At 38.9% G+C, this 16782-nt stretch carries 15 protein-coding genes; 6 read left to right on the plus strand and 9 right to left on the minus strand.

The genetic code is table 11. The features are described from left to right. The first annotated feature begins 217 nt into the window (after positions 1 to 217). Positions 218 to 544 (plus strand): heavy metal-binding domain-containing protein, encoded by a 327-nt coding sequence (locus tag AC570I_RS08480; RefSeq protein WP_047799724.1) that lies wholly within the window; start codon positions 218 to 220, stop codon positions 542 to 544. 32 nt (positions 545 to 576) lie between these two features. Here the strand turns inward: AC570I_RS08480 and pfkA are convergent, their stop codons facing one another. The 4 genes from pfkA to AC570I_RS08500 all read right to left on the minus strand — a co-directional run bounded on the left by pfkA (position 577) and on the right by AC570I_RS08500 (position 4571). Then, a complete protein-coding gene (pfkA, locus tag AC570I_RS08485) occupies positions 577 to 1560 on the minus strand; it encodes a 6-phosphofructokinase (protein ID WP_047799723.1) in 984 nt (327 codons plus the stop codon). Between the two features lies 1 nt (position 1561). Next, complete coding sequence (locus tag AC570I_RS08490; protein WP_047799722.1) at positions 1562 to 3244, minus strand: protein-disulfide reductase DsbD family protein; 1683 nt, start codon at positions 3242 to 3244, stop codon at positions 1562 to 1564. 144 nt (positions 3245 to 3388) lie between these two features. Next, on the minus strand, positions 3389 to 3838 hold the full coding sequence (locus AC570I_RS08495) for a protein-disulfide reductase DsbD domain-containing protein (RefSeq protein ID WP_047799721.1): 450 nt from the start codon (positions 3836 to 3838) through the stop codon (positions 3389 to 3391). 7 nt (positions 3839 to 3845) lie between these two features. Then, the gene (locus AC570I_RS08500) at positions 3846 to 4571 is read right to left on the minus strand and encodes a biotin--[acetyl-CoA-carboxylase] ligase (RefSeq protein ID WP_497405135.1); all 726 of its coding nucleotides are present in this window, start codon (positions 4569 to 4571) and stop codon (positions 3846 to 3848) included. A 94-nt stretch (positions 4572 to 4665) separates the two neighbouring features. On the opposite strand from AC570I_RS08500, the gene rsfS reads away from it, so the two are divergent. The 4 genes from rsfS (at position 4666) to AC570I_RS08520 (ending at position 8974) form a co-directional block, all read left to right on the plus strand. Continuing rightward, positions 4666 to 5040, plus strand: coding sequence for a ribosome silencing factor (gene rsfS / locus AC570I_RS08505; protein ID WP_047799719.1), 375 nt, complete (start codon positions 4666 to 4668; stop codon positions 5038 to 5040). 29 nt (positions 5041 to 5069) lie between these two features. Next, positions 5070 to 7091, plus strand: coding sequence for an ATP-dependent zinc metalloprotease FtsH (gene ftsH / locus AC570I_RS08510; protein ID WP_497405136.1), 2022 nt, complete (start codon positions 5070 to 5072; stop codon positions 7089 to 7091). A gap of 65 nt (positions 7092 to 7156) precedes the next feature. Then, complete coding sequence (locus AC570I_RS08515; protein ID WP_047799717.1) at positions 7157 to 7801, plus strand: LutC/YkgG family protein; 645 nt, start codon at positions 7157 to 7159, stop codon at positions 7799 to 7801. A 93-nt stretch (positions 7802 to 7894) separates the two neighbouring features. Beyond that, positions 7895 to 8974, plus strand: a complete 1080-nt coding sequence (locus tag AC570I_RS08520; protein WP_497405137.1) for a 3-oxoacyl-ACP synthase III family protein — start codon at positions 7895 to 7897, stop codon at positions 8972 to 8974. Here the strand turns inward: AC570I_RS08520 and AC570I_RS08525 are convergent. The 5 genes from AC570I_RS08525 to AC570I_RS08545 form a co-directional block, all read right to left on the minus strand. Beyond that, positions 8971 to 10455 carry a tetratricopeptide repeat protein gene (locus AC570I_RS08525; protein WP_497405138.1) on the minus strand — a complete coding sequence of 495 codons (1485 nt, stop codon included), beginning with the start codon at positions 10453 to 10455 and terminating at the stop codon, positions 8971 to 8973. The two genes, AC570I_RS08520 and AC570I_RS08525, sit on opposite strands and share 4 nt — an antisense overlap. Before the next feature lie 154 nt (positions 10456 to 10609). Further along, entirely contained in the window at positions 10610 to 11353 is a 744-nt protein-coding gene (locus AC570I_RS08530; protein ID WP_497405139.1) for a zinc ribbon domain-containing protein, read from the minus strand. After that, positions 11353 to 12450, minus strand: coding sequence for a Nif3-like dinuclear metal center hexameric protein (locus AC570I_RS08535; protein ID WP_047799713.1), 1098 nt, complete (start codon positions 12448 to 12450; stop codon positions 11353 to 11355). Before AC570I_RS08535 ends, AC570I_RS08530 begins: the two co-directional genes overlap by 1 nt. Positions 12451 to 12567: 117 nt before the next feature. Further along, a complete protein-coding gene (locus AC570I_RS08540; protein ID WP_047799712.1) occupies positions 12568 to 12939 on the minus strand; it encodes a TM2 domain-containing protein in 372 nt (123 codons plus the stop codon). Between the two features lie 9 nt (positions 12940 to 12948). Next, positions 12949 to 13248 (minus strand): DUF2752 domain-containing protein, encoded by a 300-nt coding sequence (locus AC570I_RS08545; protein WP_082120671.1) that lies wholly within the window; start codon positions 13246 to 13248, stop codon positions 12949 to 12951. 181 nt (positions 13249 to 13429) lie between these two features. On the opposite strand from AC570I_RS08545, the gene mfd reads away from it, so the two are divergent. Further along, on the plus strand, positions 13430 to 16768 hold the full coding sequence (gene mfd, locus AC570I_RS08550; protein WP_497405140.1) for a transcription-repair coupling factor: 3339 nt from the start codon (positions 13430 to 13432) through the stop codon (positions 16766 to 16768). The last annotated feature ends 14 nt before the right edge of the window (positions 16769 to 16782 follow it).

A 16782-nucleotide genomic window follows, 5' to 3' on the forward strand; every position in this document is an offset into this window, starting at 1 on the left:
AGTTTATTTTCTTTATTTTCAGGTCGTTCTGCAAGAGAAATTTGCATATCACTGAAAAGAATTCGTATTCGAAGAATCATTACCAAAATCATCCTCTATGGTATTTATCTCTTTGTTACAAAACCGGTTGTTTATATTTCAAAGTGTAAAATGAGATACAGAATTTAGGAATGTAACAATTTAAGTTTAAACACTTCTAAATACAAAAGCTAAAACTATGTTATTAACCACAACGCCTTCTGTTGAGGGCAAAAAAATTGTTAAATATGTTGGTCTTGTAACCGGAGAAACCATTATTGGTGCAAATATTTTTAAAGATTTATTTGCGGGCATAACTGATATCGTTGGCGGAAGATCAAGCTCATACGAACGCGTATTGAGAGAAGGAAAAGACACCGCATTAAATGAAATGCAACAATATGCGGCAGCATTAGGTGCAAATGCTATCGTTGGTATCGACTTGGACTATGAAACGGTGGGTAGCGGAGGCAGCATGCTTATGGTTAGCGCCAATGGTACCGCTGTTATTCTGGAAGACTTGTAAAAACATCGGGCTCCTAAATGGAGCCCGATGTTTTAGAAAGAGAGGATATCAATAAGCTTTAGCCATGTAGAGCTTACTTTCTCCGCATCAATATGTTTAATAGCATGATCAAATGGCGTGAATACAATTTCCCGATTCATTTGCCCTGCCATTACGCGGCTTTCCCCATTAATTAATCCTTCAACTGCAGCAACTCCCAGTTGACTCGCCAAAACACGGTCCATACATGTAGGTTTACCCCCACGTTGAATGTGTCCCAAAATAGAAACTTTAGTATCGTAATGAGGATATTTTTCCTGTAAAATCTCACCAACTTTAAACGCTCCACCGGTATCATCCCCTTCGGCAACGATGATAATCTTAGACGCCTTATCTTTACGGCTATGCTCCAGCTTGTGGAGAATATCATCGGCATTCATATTAGCTTCAGGGATCATTATTGCCTCTGCGCCAACACCAATACCACTTCTCAACGCTATTAAACCCGAATCACGGCCCATTACCTCAACAATGAAAAGCCTGTCATGAGATTCAGCCGTGTCTCTGATTCGGTCCACAGCATCGATAACGGTGTTTAATGCAGAATCATAACCAATCGTAAAGTCTGTTCCTGCCAAATCATTATCAATAGTGCCAGGCAAACCAACTATCGGTAAATCGTGTTCCTTGGAAAAAACATTAGCCCCGGTGAACGTTCCATCTCCACCAATAACAACTAAAGCATCAACAGCCTGAGCTTTTAAGTTTTGATATGCCTGATTGCGGCCTTCAATGGTCCTGAAAGCATCGCTACGGGCAGTTTTAAGAATTGTTCCGCCCCTTTGGATAATATTAGCCACAGATTTACGATCCATCGGAACAAAATCATTGTTAATCAAGCCTTCATATCCGCGAACAAATCCAACAACTTCGATATCGTAGTAGATTGAAGCCCTTACTACAGCTCTGATTGCAGCGTTCATGCCTGGCGAATCGCCACCAGAGGTTAAAACACCTATTTTCTTAATCTTATTCATTTTACTGTTTTTTTGCAAATGCAGCAAGACCCTTATCAAGATATTGCAGATATGCATCTATATTAAATTCAACTCCAATCGGAGGAGAAACCAATTCTTTTTCATCTGTGCCCAAAAGTACGTAATAAGGCTGCGAAATTGTGTTAAATCTTTCGGCTTGTAAATGCTTAAACTTTTTCCCAACAGTATTAACTCTTGTTTCCAAGACCTTCGAATCAAATTGTTCAGACTCCGGCAAGGCCGTTTTATCATCCGTGTATAAAGAAACAACGATATAGTCCTCTTTCAGCTTTTTTAACACCCGGGGATCCGACCATACCCTCGCTTCCATTTCCCTGCAGTTCACGCAACCGTGACCAGTAAAATCTAGGAACAACGGTTTTTTAACCTCTCTAGCATAGGCCAGCGCTTCTTCGTAATCGAAGAAACCATCGATTTGGTGTGGAATATGTAAAAAATCAGCATACTTCCTTTTTGAGTGAGCTGCAACAGTTTGTGCTACGGCCGAACCGCCCTCTTGTCCCAACACAAAATCCTGTGTAGACATGGGTGGAACCAAAGCGCTGACTGCTTTTAATGGGGCACCAAACAAGCCAGGTATTAAATAAAATGCAAAAGTAAAAGCAACTCCCGCGATAAATAGTCTTGCAGTCGAAACATATGGCAAGTCGCTATCGTGTGAAAATTTAATTTTTCCGATAATGTAAAAACCCAGTATAAATGCAATTACTATCCAAATCGAAATAAATACCTCCCTGTCCAATATCCCCCAGTGATATGCTAGATCAGCTGTTGATAGAAATTTAAGTGCGAGTGCAATTTCGATAAGTCCTAGAACAACCTTAACAGAGTTTAACCAGCCCCCTGACTTCGGCAGCCCTGTAAGCCAGCTTGGGAATATTGCAAATACCACAAATATCAAAGCTAAGGCGAGAGAAAACCCGAACATACCCATTACAGGTGCTAGAAAACCTCCACTTTGTCCAACGGTAACAAGTAATGTACCAATCAGAGGACCGGTACAGGAAAATGAAACAACAGCAAGCGTTGCCGCCATAAAAAATATCCCTGTCAACCCCTTGGAATCAGACTTTGAATCCATTTTATTTACAAACGAGCTTGGCAGGGTAATTTCGAATGCTCCAAGAAATGAAATTCCGAAAATTAAAAGCACTAAGAAGATAAATACATTAAAGAAACCATCCGTGGCAAGTTCATTCAACGCACTTGCCCCAAATATTATAGTAATCAGTAGCCCAAGCAGAACATAGATGACAATAATTGAAACACCATAAATAACAGCACCTTGAATCCCCTTACCTTTTGTCTCAGCTCTTTTAGTAAAATAGCTTACTGTTAAAGGTACCATAGGAAATATACATGGCAATAAAAAAGCAATCAGGCCCGCTATAAATCCGGCAGCAAAAACGGAGAACAAACTATCCGATCCCCCCTGTCCCGCAACAGTTTCTACTTTTTTAGCCGAAACAACATCATCTTTTTTTACAGTATCCTTAACAATTCCATTTGCGGCACTATCTGCTGCTGAACCGACTTCAGTAAAAACGACATCGTCTGGTACACTGGCCGATGTCGTATCTTGCAACTTAGCCGCATAACTTTTAACAACCGGTAATGCGAAAAACATTATGGTCGTTATTAACAATAATAAAACCTTTTTCATTTGTGTGTGTGTATTGAAGGCGTGAAATTAAGAATAATTTTTAAAGGGTAGGACCAACCGGCCGACAAAGCAACAGATTTTACTTTAAACAGAAACAGTCCCGAGTTCTTCGGGACTGTTTGTAACTAATTTGATGTCAATTATTTATTTAACCGGAACGCTGAATTCAACCTCTTCTGGCGGAAGGCACTGTTTATCATTACAAACCATAAACTCTACTTTCCCTTTAATGGTCGTAGCACCCTTATTCAATTTCACTTTTTGCTGAAAAATAACAGATTTCTCAAAGTAGCTTACATTCATTTTAAAGGTACTCTCATATTTGGTTATTGCCTTTGGTTCAATGGTTTTGCCAACTAGTGAAAAATCTTTTGATGGAGAGAAAGTAAATGTTGTTTTAACAGGTCCACCATCTTTAACGTTTTGAGAATAAATATGCCATCTATCTTCAATCGTTGCCTTAATATACAAAACGGCTTCTGTACTGCTTATTTTTTTTGCAGAATAAGCCCAGGTAACTGGTTTCTCAATTTGTGCCAGGGCACTAAACATGGTTAATAAAACCATCGAAACCACTAAAGTGATTTTTTTCATTGTGTGTTTATTTTGTGTGTATAAATTCTAATTCTTTAAAGTTGAAAGATTGTGATTCGCCCTCAACCTCCAGCAAAATATGCCCGCTTTCTGCAACGTCTATAATCGACCCCTTAAAAACCTTTTCACCTTGTCTGTAATCTGCAGACTGTTTAAAAAGATAAAGCCGCTCAAGATATAAATCCTTTAAAAATTCATATCTGCCTGATCTCAAAATTAGGTAGTATTTCTCCATATAAACGAATAATTTTTCCAGAATATCTATAATTGAAACAGATTTTTGTAAAATTTGAATTACTGAAATCGCCTTGTAAGCGATATTATCGGAAAATTCTTCCTGGTTAATATTGAGACCTATGCCAATTACAGATGCCTTGATTAATGACCCTGTCAGTGTGTTTTCGATTAAGATTCCCCCCAGCTTCTTGTTTTGGAAATATATATCGTTAGGCCATTTGACATTAATCCCATGTGGTATAAAAGCTCCCAAAGCATCGGTAACGGCCAGGCTAACCGCAATAGTTAGATAAAACTGTTTGTTTAAAGGCAAAAAGGAAGGCCTTAAATAAATACTTGTGCTGATATTTTTGCCTGGCTGGCTTTGCCAGACACTTTCAACTTGCCCTCTTCCCGCATACTGATTTTCTGCCATAATTACAGTACCTTCAGCTAATGGCTCGGAATTTGACGCCAAATCTTTCAAAAAGTTATTAGTAGAATCAACCTCTTTCAATCTGATTAAATTTTGACCTACAAATAGTGTTGAAAAAGTGTTATTTTGCAATGTTGAATTTATATAGTTATAATTCCAAAATTAAAGCATTTTAATGGTAAAAAAGAAAATAGTAGCCCTTTCTACATACCTTTCAGAATTGGCCGTTCATGGCATTCAGGAGAAAAAAGGAGAAGATATTGTGCGGTTAGACCTAACTAGTATTCACACGTCAGTAGCAGATTATTTTATTATTGCAAGCGCAAACTCGGGTACGCAGGTTAAAGCCATCGCCGATAGTGTTGAAAAAGAGATATACAAAGCCACTCAGAGCGATCCAAGACATAAAGAAGGCTTTGAATCTGCAGACTGGATCATATTGGATTATTTCGATGTCGTTGTGCACATATTTAAAACAGAAAAACGCCATTTCTATGGTATAGAAGAACTTTGGGGAGATGCAGAAAGCACAAATTATCAAAGCGCATAACCAGTTGAACCACAATTTTGAAAAACAAAATGAACGAAAACCAAAATATTAACGACAATAAACAAGGAAAAAAGCTTCCCAATATACCTAAAAAGCCACAAAAGGGATCCAAATTCAATATCTTTTGGATATACGCAGCCATTATTGTTGCGATTGTTGCAGCCCAATTCTTTTTCACAAGCGATAGCGGAAAAAAAGTGACCTACGAGGTATTTGAAAATAAAATGCTTCTACCAGGTGATGTAGATAAAATTGTTGCTTACCAAAGCGAGGATCTGGTTAGGGCGGAAGTATACATCAATAAAGACTCCCTAAACAAAAAGCCGTTCTACAAAACGCTTAAAAGCACTAGCTCGGTAAATTTTTCAAATACACCAGTACCAACTGTATATTTTGAAGTGGGCGGTAAATTTGCAGATCTAACTGCAAAACTTAAAGACTCACAAGTAAATCTTCCCGCAGGAAGAAAGGCAATTTCTTACATCCCTGAAAACCGAAGCAGTCCGTTTGCAAGCTGGTTTTTAAGCATTATACTACCAGTACTTCTTCTAATTGGTTTCTGGATTTTTATGATGCGCAGAATGGGTGGTGGCGCAGGAGGCGGAGGCCAGATCTTTAGCATCGGCAAATCTAAGGCAACGCTGTTTGACAAAGAAAGCCAGGTAAATATTACTTTCAATGATGTTGCGGGTTTGGAAGAAGCTAAAACAGAAGTAATGGAGATTGTTGATTTCTTAAAAAATCCCAAAAAATATACTGATTTAGGAGGTAAAATTCCAAAAGGGGCATTATTAGTGGGGTCTCCGGGTACTGGGAAAACATTGCTGGCGAAAGCCGTTGCAGGAGAAGCGCAAGTTCCTTTCTTTTCGCTATCAGGGTCTGACTTTGTAGAAATGTTTGTTGGTGTGGGCGCATCTCGCGTACGTGATTTATTCAAGCAGGCAAAAGATAAATCTCCATGTATCATATTTATTGATGAGATTGATGCTATTGGTCGTGCCCGTGGTAAAAATGGGGTAATGGGTGGAAATGACGAACGTGAAAACACCTTAAACCAACTTCTTGTGGAGATGGATGGTTTTGGAACCAATACACATGTTATTATCCTCGCTGCCACTAACCGTGCCGATGTTCTTGATAAAGCACTACTTAGAGCTGGACGTTTTGATCGACAAATCTATGTAGACTTACCAGATGTTATCGAACGTAAACAAATCTTCGAGGTTCACATCGGCCCATTGAAAAAATCCGAAGAGTTAGATACCGAATTCCTGGCAAAACAAACTCCGGGATTCTCTGGAGCTGATATTGCAAACGTTTGTAATGAAGCTGCACTAATAGCAGCCCGTAAAAATAAAACAGCGGTAGACAAACAAGATTTCCTTGATGCTGTAGACCGTATCGTGGGCGGATTAGAAAAGAAAAATAAAATTGTAACGCCTAGCGAAAAACGCGCAATAGCGATTCATGAAGCTGGTCACGCCACAGTTAGCTGGTTACTGGAACATGCAGCACCTCTTGTCAAAGTTACCATCGTTCCCCGCGGACAAAGCCTTGGAGCTGCGTGGTATCTTCCTGAAGAACGGTCAATTGTCCGTCCGCACCAGATGCTGGATGAAATGTGTGCAACAATGGGAGGAAGAGCAGCAGAAAAAGTGATGTTCGACACCATTTCAACCGGAGCATTAAGCGATCTTGAAAAGGTAAATAAACAAGCCAGGGCAATGGTAACCATTTACGGTTTGAATGAGAAACTAGGAAATATTACTTATTATGATTCTTCTGGCCAGAATGAATATAGTTTTTCAAAACCGTACTCTGAAGAAACCGCTTTAACCATCGATAAAGAAATCTCTATCTTAATTGAAGGCCAGTATCAAAGAGCCATTAATTTACTTGAGGAAAACAAGGATAAGCTGATCCAGCTTGCCGATATTCTGATCGAAAAAGAAGTTTTATTTAAAGATGATTTAGAGCAGATATTTGGTAAACGCTTATTCGGAAGCGAAGAAAGCGGCAACACCGGACACATAAGTCCAGTAGAAGCATAAATAAATAGTTTCTAATAATTACATTTGCTACCCTGGTTTAATTATCAGGGTAGCTTTTTTTTATAATGAAAGATAATACGACCGCGAAGGAGCAAATCCTTAAAAAGATAAGAAAAGCACTTTTAGAAAAACGTGAAAACCCTTATCCCAACCTTGAAGAGAGTAAGCTTTATAAAAAAAATACAGATGAACTGGAAGTTTTGTTCGCCGAGCAATTGACTGCGGTTTCAGGTAATTTTATTTTCTGCGAAGATGGTATCGATTTCTTTGAAAACATGCTGCAGCTCGCTGATAAGTTTAAATGGCGTAAAATCTACTGCTGGGAACCGGAACTGCAGGCGTTTCTTAGCAAATATGAATTTCCTTTTTACCAGACTGATAAAGATTTCGAACAGGCGGAAGTTGGTATAACCATGTGCGAAGCTCTGATAGCCCGAAATGGAAGTGTAATGGTATCCAATCAAAGTGCGGCAGGCCGTAGGTTGAGTATTTTCCCCCATCACCATATTGTAATTGCTAAAACCAGTCAGCTGGTGCTTGACCTTAAAGATGGTTTTGCGCTGTTAAAAAATAAATATGGGAACCAGATTCCTTCAATGATCAGTAACATCACTGGTCCGAGCCGAACTGCCGATATCGAGAAAACCTTGGTATTAGGCGCTCATGGGCCTAAAGAACTTTTTGTGTTTTTAATCGATGATTTTAACTAAACTGAAAACACTATTTTAGTTAAAAATTTCTTATTCTAAATTATTAACCATAGTTTTATACTACATACCGATTTAGTATGCGGTATTATAATTATGAGCAAAGCGATCAATACAGTAATTACCGGCACCGGAAGTTATATTCCTGAGAACATTATTTCTGGTAAGGAATTCCTCAATTCCACTTTTTTCGAAAACGGAAATCGTTTGGAAAAGGAAAATGCAGAGATTATTCATAAGTTCTCTGAAATTACAGAAATTGTGGAGCGTAGGTATGCATGTCCCGAGCAATTGAGTAATCATATTGGTGCCAAAGCAGCTGAAAAAGCAATTGAGAATGCTGGTATTGATAAAGAGTCGCTCGACTACATCATCTTCTGCCATAATTTTGGGGACATTCCTCTCAATAGTAACCGTACTGATGTTTTGCCGTCTTTGGCGGCAAAGGTAAAACAGCAGTTGGGTATTGTAAATCCGGATTGTGTAGCTTACGATATTATTTTTGGATGTCCGGGATGGGTTCAGGGATCTATACAAGCTGATTATTTTATCAAGAGTGGAGATGCCAAACGAGTACTTGTAATTGGAGCTGAAACTCTTAGCCGGATTATTGATCCGCATGATAGAGATAGCATGATCTTCTCTGATGGTGCGGGAGCAGTTATCTTTGAAGGCAAAGAGGAGAATGAAGAGAAAAAAGGCATCCTCGCTCACAAAACCGAAACACATGCGGTAAATTATGGCAATTTACTAACCATGGGCAAAGGTTCACATCCCGAAGAAACAAGCGGTAATTACTATCTGAAAATGAATGGCAGAAAACTTTATGAGTTCGCTGTTGTACAGGTTCCTCAGGTAATAAAAAAGGCCATTGATAAAGCGGGCCTGGATGTTGAAGATGTAGATATCGTATTTGTCCATCAGGCCAATGGTAAAATGGATACTGCCATCATGAAACGCCTGTTCAAACTATATGGGAAAGAAACAGTTCCCGAAAACCTCGTTCCTATGACAATCTCCTGGCTGGGAAACAGTTCGGTTGCAACCGTACCCACCCTCCTGGATTTGGTTCTGAAAGGACAGGTGCAAGGTTATAAAGTGAAAGAAGGAGATATTGCTGTATTTGCATCAGTTGGAGCAGGAATGCATATTAATGCATTTGTGTATCGGTTTTAATTGATTCGCTTCAAACCGGCTTTTGCCTGGCTTTCAATACTGCTTTCATACTCGTGATTCTTCATTGATATTGCAAGGTTAAAGGCCTCTCTTGCTTTGGCAATATTATTTTTTTGCTCATAAACTTTACCCATTTGCAAAGCTGCATTTGCGGCAAAATAATATTTTTGGTTTTTACCAAGGCTAATGGCGTTCTGATAAGCTGCTAATGCTTGGTCGTCTTTGCCCAGATCGTCATATATTCGTCCGAGGCGATAATTAAATTCAATTTTGTCACGGTCATTGGGATAGTCAGCCGTTTTTTTATTATCAAGGATTTGCTGTGCCTTTCCAAAATATCCGCCATCAAAGAGAAGTCTGGCCCTCAATAAGTCTACGTTTGGGATTAATGCAATTGCATCATTTTTTGCCTGCTTATCTTTTTCCATATAGCTATACCCACTATTAATGGCTTTGGTGCAATATGCACTGTATCCGCTTTTATCTCCCTTAAGTAAGGAAATCCAAGCCAAATGAAGGTTTGCGTCCTTAATAAAGTTTACGCCTTTGTTTGATTGCAAAAATCGGTTAAAACACAGGGTGGCGCTCAGGTCCAACTTATTTAATCTTGCCACGCCTTCCAGGTAATCTAAATAAGGAAAGGATTGATAAAGACCTCCATCAGGTCTTTTCGACAAAATTGATATTGCCTCCTCACTATGTGAGTTTTTGATACAAACATAGCTTCGTAAATAACTCTTAAGTAAACTCGTATCAGCAATCCGTTCGGTATATTTCATTGTCTTGAAGTAGGCTGACGGACTATGTGCAACGTCTGTTAGCACATATGCATAGTAAAACACAACCTCCTCATAAAATGGCTCATAAGTAGATTTTGGTAAGTTATCTGCAAGTCGTTCAAACATATTTAATCCGGTTTGCAAATTGCCTTTTATGCCAAAAGTTGAAAGGGCAGTTTTCAAAGCCCCTTCTGGGAGATTTCCAAGCACGGCATTGATCAATCCAAGCCCTTTGTAATTAAGATGAAAATTAGGAAACTTATTGGTGTTTTCAAGTAATAGCGCATTGGCTCTTTTCACCTCCATTGCTGCATTAAAATATTCACCAAACCGGCCTCGAATTAAAGCCCACTGCAGATTAATTTCTGCCTGTGCATACAAGTAGTAAGGTGATGCTTTATCGTCGTCACTGATCTGATCTAGCCTTATCGATTTATTTCCTTTTAGTCTGTCAAAATCTGCCTTACTTTCGGATGTCAGGACTGTAAAATAGTCAACGTAATTTTCCAGCAATGGTATAATGGAATTGCTAGGGTGTTGTTTTTTTTCAGTTGAGATATAAGCACGGGCATTTCCAAGCTTGAGTTCGAAAATGCTCTTATAGGCATTTAAACAATTAGCATTAAAATCGAAGTTGGCAAACAAAGACAGGGGAGAGGCAATGAATAAAATCAGGACAAATAAACGTGTGCATTTAGCCATTCGAAAAAGTTTCAGTTAAGCGCTGAATTAACAGCAGAAATTCACAATTTAACAAATATCTACATTTAACGCAGAAATCAAATTGTTGTTTTATCCATAAAAAAAGCGTCGCAATTATCATTGCGACGCCTTTTAAATATGATTTGATAGTTTCTTATGCTTCAGCTACTTCATGAGTTAAAGCCTCATCCACTAAAATACGTCCGCAGTGTTCGCAAACAATAATTTTTTTACGCTGACGAATATCTAACTGACGTTGTGGCGGAATCTGATTGAAACAGCCAGAACAAGAATCACGGTCGATAGTTACTACAGCAAGGCCATTAACTGCATTTTTACGAAGACGTTTGTATGCAACCAGTAACCTTTCTTCAATCTGAGGTTCTGAACTGTCAGCCTTCTTTAATAAGTCCTGCTCTTCTTTCTCAGTTTCTGCAGTAATTACATCAAGTTCTGATTTTTTAACATCAAGATCTTTCTTTCTACCTTCTAGGTCAGCTAAAGCAGCATCATAGATTTCAGTTTTTGAAGTAATTTCAAAACCATGTTCCTTGATTTTTTTCTCAGAAACCTGAATATCTAACCCTTGAATCTCGATTTCTTTAGTCAAAGCATCATATTCACGGTTATTTTTAACCTCTTTTAATTGAGTATCGTATCTTTTAATTGCTGCTTGCGCATCCTTAATAGTATTTTTACGGGTTACGATTGCGTCCTCAAGATCATCAAGCTCACCTTTGATTTTCGAAATCCTGGTCTCCAATCCTAAAACATCGTCCTCTAAGTCAGCTACTTCCATTGGTAGTTCGCCTCTTACCTGACGAATTTTATCAATTTTAGTATGAATATTTTGTAATTCGTATAAAGCCTTTAGCTTCTGTTCTACGGTTTGTTCCATTAAAACAAGTAATTTATGGGGTTTGTATTTTGCTCCGTTAAACGGATCGCAAAGTTAGTAAATTTTTTTTGAATAATTTCAAGCAATAAATCTGAGGTAAATTGTTCAGTTTCAAAGTGTCCGATGTCGGCGATGATGATTTTTTCTTCTGCATCAAAAAACTCATGGTATTTAAAATCAGCGGTTATAAACACATCTGCTCCCGCAGCAATGGCCTCCCTCAATAAAAAACTTCCAGCACCTCCGCAAACCGCAACTTTTTTAATTCTTTTACCAACCGGTGCAGTATGTCGAATTACTTTAGCCTGCATACTATCCTTAACCAAATGCAGGAAATCATAAGCGTCCATATCATACTCGAGCCAGCCCACCATGCCCGACCCGACCAAATTATGCTTATTCTCCAGCTTATAGATATCATATGCAACCTCCTCATAAGGATGATTCTCAAAAAGCGCAACTAAAACCTTACGCTCAACATGGGTTGGAAAAACTACTTCGATTCTCACTTCAGGTTCTCTATGCCTAATACCTTGTTCTCCAACAAAAGGATCAGATTGTTCGTTGCCTTTAAAAGTTCCGAAACCTTCAGCATTAAAACTGCATTCACTATAGTTCCCTATATTACCTGCTCCTGCATAAAACAAAGCCGAACGTAACTGTTCTGCCTGACCCGTTGGGCAATAGGTTACCAGTTTTTTTAACAACCCGGCCTTAGGAGAAAGTACCTTCGTACCTGTAAGCCCCAAACGCTCGCAGATACGTGCATTTACGCCAGTATGTATGCTGTCCAGATTGGTATGAATGGCGTAAAGTGCAATTCCATTCCTGATCGCCTTTAAAACTACCCGCTCAACATAATTCTTTCCGTTAAATTTCTTTAATCCTTTAAAAACAATCGGATGATGGGTGATAATCAAATTACAACCAGCCGAGATAGCCTCATCCACAATGGACTCAACACAATCCAACGCAATCAATGCTGCATGAATTTCCATATTGGGGTCGCCTACGATCAAACCCGAATTATCGTAATCTTCCTGATAATGAAGAGGTGCAATACTTTCTAAATAGTTGGTTATCTCTGCTAATTTCATTTGATAAAGATAAAAAAATTGACAAACAGAAAGTCCGTTCAGAAATAATCTCCAAACGAACCCAATTGTTGAATCAACCTCATTAAAATTATTTTAATCAACAATTGCACCCTGCAATTATTGAAATCCTCCACCCATTCTTACCATTTGTAAGCTTTCAAATACAGCTTTCTGATTATATTCAAAGGTGAGGCTTTTATGGTTAATTACATCCACAATCGTCCCGATCATACATAAGCCACCTGTAAAAAAGTATAAAATACCCATTCCAATTTGTCCGATAACAAACCTGTGAATCCCGGCGAAGCCCAGAAATCCGATTAAGGATAACAAAAGGATTTCTGATGGCTGCTTTCTTCTACTACCATAAATCATTAAAAAATTGCGTAATTGTTGTTCATTTAAACCTGTTGTGGCTTGTTGTAAGTATGCATATTCCTCAGGCGTTATTCCTGGTAACGACATTAAGGGCGATTGAAAGATATCCATGGTTGCTGTTTATTTTATTGTTAAATTTTTATGTGTTCTTTGTTGTTCTATTAAGCTGTAAATTCTATAAACTATAATTAAAATTGCCGGCAAGCCAAACCAATGTTCAGAAAAGCTCTCATTAAATTGGCCATGAAAAATATGACTGATTGACCTGCCCAATCCACATCCCGGACACCAGCCCCCGTAACCTAAGTTAGCAAGCGGACAAAGTGTAAAGTGATGCTCATGGCCATTACTTGTAGCCAATAACACTAAAGCCGTCACCCAGAACACCAGTTCCATTGGGAAGTATTTAATGTAATTCATCTTTTCAATTTATATCTTTTAGAAGGTTTCAACTTTCCTTTGTTACAGGAACATATGTTTATTCGACGAACTGTAAATATAATACGACGAATTCGGACTGGCAACCGAAGAATCAAAACACAAACTAAAAACCTTTAATAAAATTACAGGTTAATATTAAAGATAAGCTTATTTTTGTGCCTTGAACATTCGTGATTTACTAAACAGATATAAAAGCAACGATAGGGTAACACAGTTTACCAAAGCGTTGAATGCCTCTAAAAACCCGAAGATACAATTAAAGGGTTTGGTAGGTTCGGCCGATGCCATTATTGCACTTTCCTCTTACTTTTTGCTACATAAACCTATGCTGTTTGTACTTCCTGACCGGGAAGAGGCCGCATATTTTCAGTCAGATTTGGAAAGCATTTTAGACAAGCAAGTGCTGCTATTCCCTTCATCATATCGGAAATCTTTTGACTTTACACAGGTTGATACAGCTAATGTGCTCGCACGTGCAGAAGTCTTAAATGAACTTAACCATGACTCGGAATACGGAAAAATTGTTGTTTCTTATCCGGAGGCTATTGCAGAAAAGGTTATCGATCGCTCGGCCCTCGAAAAAAACACCCTTGAGATAAGCATTGGAGCGAAATTAGGAATCGATTTCATAAACGAATTTTTAATTGACTACGATTTTGATAGACGAGACTTTGTTTATGAACCCGGACAATTTTCTATCCGGGGGGGTATTGTTGATATCTTTTCGTTCTCCTCCGATTTGCCATACAGGATTGAGTTCTTCGGCGACGAAGTAGAAAGTATCCGAAATTTCGAAATAGAGAGTCAGCTTTCGGTTGGCGACGTTAAGTCCCTAACTATCGTACCAAATGTTCAGGCTAAATTCTTAACTGAAAGCAACATCAGTATTCTCGATTATATAGATCCGGATACACAACTCTGGTTTAAAGATGTAGAATTCACGTTAGACATTGTCAAATCCGGATACAAAAAAGCTGTTGAACTCTGGAAGGCCTTATCTGCCAAAGATAAAAGTCAAAATCCGGACTGGATCGACCCAAAGTTTGCTTTCACTGATGAAAAGCTATTAGGCGATCATTTACATGATTTTCCCCTGGTAGAATTTGGAAAACAGTTTTTTTATAAAACCGAAGAGCGATTCGAATTCGATACAAAACCACAACCATCCTTTAATAAAGACTTTAACCTTCTCATTCATAACCTAAAAGAAAATGAGAAAGAAGGAATCGTTAATTTCATTTTTACCGACTCGCCAAAACAGATTGAGCGCCTATATGCCATTCTGGAGGACATTGATAAAACCGCTAAGTTTACCCCGATTAATAGCATGCTTAGAGAGGGTTTTATAGACCCCAAAATTCAGACTGCATTTTACACCGATCACCAGATATTCGACCGATATTACAAATACAAACTAAAGAAGGGTTATCAGAAAAGTCAGGCCATTACATTGAAAGATCTTCGTGAATTGAAATCCGGAGATTATGTTACACATATCGATCATGGAATAGGTAAATATGCAGGCTTGGAAAAGGTAGAGGTAAATGGAAAAACTCAGGAAATGATCCGCCTCATTTATGCAGATAATGACCTTTTGTATGTCAATATTAACTCATTAAACCGCATCGCAAAATATAGCGGCAAGGATAGCGGAATACCCAAAATGAATAAGCTAGGTACCGATGCCTGGGATAAACTAAAAAAAACAACAAAAAAAAAAGTTAAAGACATTGCCAGAGATTTGATAAAGCTTTATGCGTTACGCAAAACCCAGGCTGGTACCGCTTTTTCTCCCGATGGCTATTTGCAGACAGAATTGGAAGCATCCTTTATTTATGAAGATACCCCCGATCAGTTAAAGGCCACCCAGGATGTTAAAAAGGATATGGAATCACCACACCCGATGGATCGTTTGGTTTGTGGTGATGTGGGTTTTGGTAAGACTGAGATAGCTGTACGTGCAGCATTTAAGGCAGTAGCCGAAGGTAAACAGGCTGCAATCCTTGTACCTACAACTATTCTTGCCTTGCAGCACTTTAAAACTTTCTCTGCACGCTTAAAAGATTTCCCCGTAACCGTCGATTACATCAACCGGTTTAAAACCAGTAAACAGATTAAAGATACGCTCGCCGAAGCCGCAGCAGGAAAGGTGGATGTTTTGATTGGAACTCACCGCTTGTTAAGCAAAGATGTAAAATTCAAAGATCTGGGCATTATGATTATTGATGAAGAACAGAAATTTGGCGTTACAGCAAAAGAAAAACTGAAAGCACTGCGCGTAAATGTTGATACCTTAACCTTAACGGCGACCCCTATACCACGAACGCTACATTTTTCTTTAATGGGCGCAAGAGACTTGTCTATCATTAGCACCCCACCACCCAATCGTCAGCCTGTTAGTACAGAATTACATGTTTTTAACGATAAGTTGATTCAGGAAGCGGTTCAGTTTGAACTGGATCGGGGAGGACAGGTATTCTTCATTCACAATCGCGTGAATGACTTACCACAACTCGGCGGCCTCATACAGAAACTGGTTCCCAAAGCCCGTATTGGGATTGCCCATGGCCAGCTGGACGGAGATGCACTGGAAGATGTAATGCTTGATTTCATCAATGGTGAAAAAGATGTGCTTGTAGCCACAACAATTATTGAGGCGGGCCTGGACATTCCAAACGCCAATACAATTATCATTAACCACGCGCATATGTTTGGGTTAAGCGACCTGCATCAAATGCGGGGAAGGGTTGGCAGAAGTAACAAAAAGGCATTTTGTTATCTCTTGTCGCCCCCGTTATCCACACTAACTTCTGAGGCCAGAAAACGCCTTAGTGCCATAGAAGAGTTTTCGGATTTAGGGAGTGGCTTTAATGTAGCCATGCGCGATCTTGATATTCGCGGAAGCGGTAACCTCCTGGGTGCTGAACAAAGTGGTTTTATTGCCGAAATAGGCTTTGAAATGTACCATAAAATTTTGGATGAGGCCATTCAGGAACTAAAAGAAGCCGAATTCAAAGGTCTGTTCGAAAATGAACCGACACGTCCGTTTGTTGGTTTCACCCAGGTAGATACCGATCTGGAGCTGTATATTCCGGATGCCTATATTACCAATATTACTGAACGTTACAATCTGTACACCGAACTCTCAAAGCTCGATAGCGAAACGGACTTGGCAGTATTTGAAAAACATCTGGCCGATCGGTTCGGACCGGTGCCGCCACAAGTAAAAACTATGTTAAGTGTTGTTCGATTACAGTGGTTGGGTAAGAAACTGGGTTTCGAGAAAATCAGCTTCAAGAAAAACAGTTTAAGAGGGTATTTTCTTAGCGATAAGCAATCATCTTATTTTGATTCCGCTACGTTTACTAAAATTCTTACCTTCGCACAAAATCATCCCCGAATGTGTAATTTGAAGGAAGTTAAAAATACCTTGCGAATTGCCTTTGATAATATCAGTAATGTTGATGAAGCAATTGAAACGCTAGGCCTTATCGATTAGCTATAACATAAATT

It is taken from the genome of Pedobacter sp. A2324 (assembly GCF_059693705.1).

What these genes read in the sequence shown, in the direction of transcription:
- AC570I_RS08525 (WP_497405138.1), bottom strand. Translation starts at nt 10,455, where the DNA reads ATGGCTAAATGCACACGTTTATTTGTCCTGATTTTATTCATTGCCTCT.
- pfkA (WP_047799723.1), bottom strand. Translation starts at nt 1,560, where the DNA reads ATGAATAAGATTAAGAAAATAGGTGTTTTAACCTCTGGTGGCGATTCG.
- AC570I_RS08480 (WP_047799724.1), top strand. Translation starts at nt 218, where the DNA reads ATGTTATTAACCACAACGCCTTCTGTTGAGGGCAAAAAAATTGTTAAA.
- rsfS (WP_047799719.1), top strand. Translation starts at nt 4,666, where the DNA reads ATGGTAAAAAAGAAAATAGTAGCCCTTTCTACATACCTTTCAGAATTG.
- AC570I_RS08530 (WP_497405139.1), bottom strand. Translation starts at nt 11,353, where the DNA reads ATGGAACAAACCGTAGAACAGAAGCTAAAGGCTTTATACGAATTACAA.
- AC570I_RS08540 (WP_047799712.1), bottom strand. Translation starts at nt 12,939, where the DNA reads ATGGATATCTTTCAATCGCCCTTAATGTCGTTACCAGGAATAACGCCT.
- AC570I_RS08490 (WP_047799722.1), bottom strand. Translation starts at nt 3,244, where the DNA reads ATGAAAAAGGTTTTATTATTGTTAATAACGACCATAATGTTTTTCGCA.
- AC570I_RS08515 (WP_047799717.1), top strand. Translation starts at nt 7,157, where the DNA reads ATGAAAGATAATACGACCGCGAAGGAGCAAATCCTTAAAAAGATAAGA.
- AC570I_RS08545 (WP_082120671.1), bottom strand. Translation starts at nt 13,248, where the DNA reads ATGAATTACATTAAATACTTCCCAATGGAACTGGTGTTCTGGGTGACG.
- AC570I_RS08535 (WP_047799713.1), bottom strand. Translation starts at nt 12,450, where the DNA reads ATGAAATTAGCAGAGATAACCAACTATTTAGAAAGTATTGCACCTCTT.
- AC570I_RS08520 (WP_497405137.1), top strand. Translation starts at nt 7,895, where the DNA reads ATGAGCAAAGCGATCAATACAGTAATTACCGGCACCGGAAGTTATATT.
- AC570I_RS08495 (WP_047799721.1), bottom strand. Translation starts at nt 3,838, where the DNA reads ATGAAAAAAATCACTTTAGTGGTTTCGATGGTTTTATTAACCATGTTT.
- ftsH (WP_497405136.1), top strand. Translation starts at nt 5,070, where the DNA reads ATGAACGAAAACCAAAATATTAACGACAATAAACAAGGAAAAAAGCTT.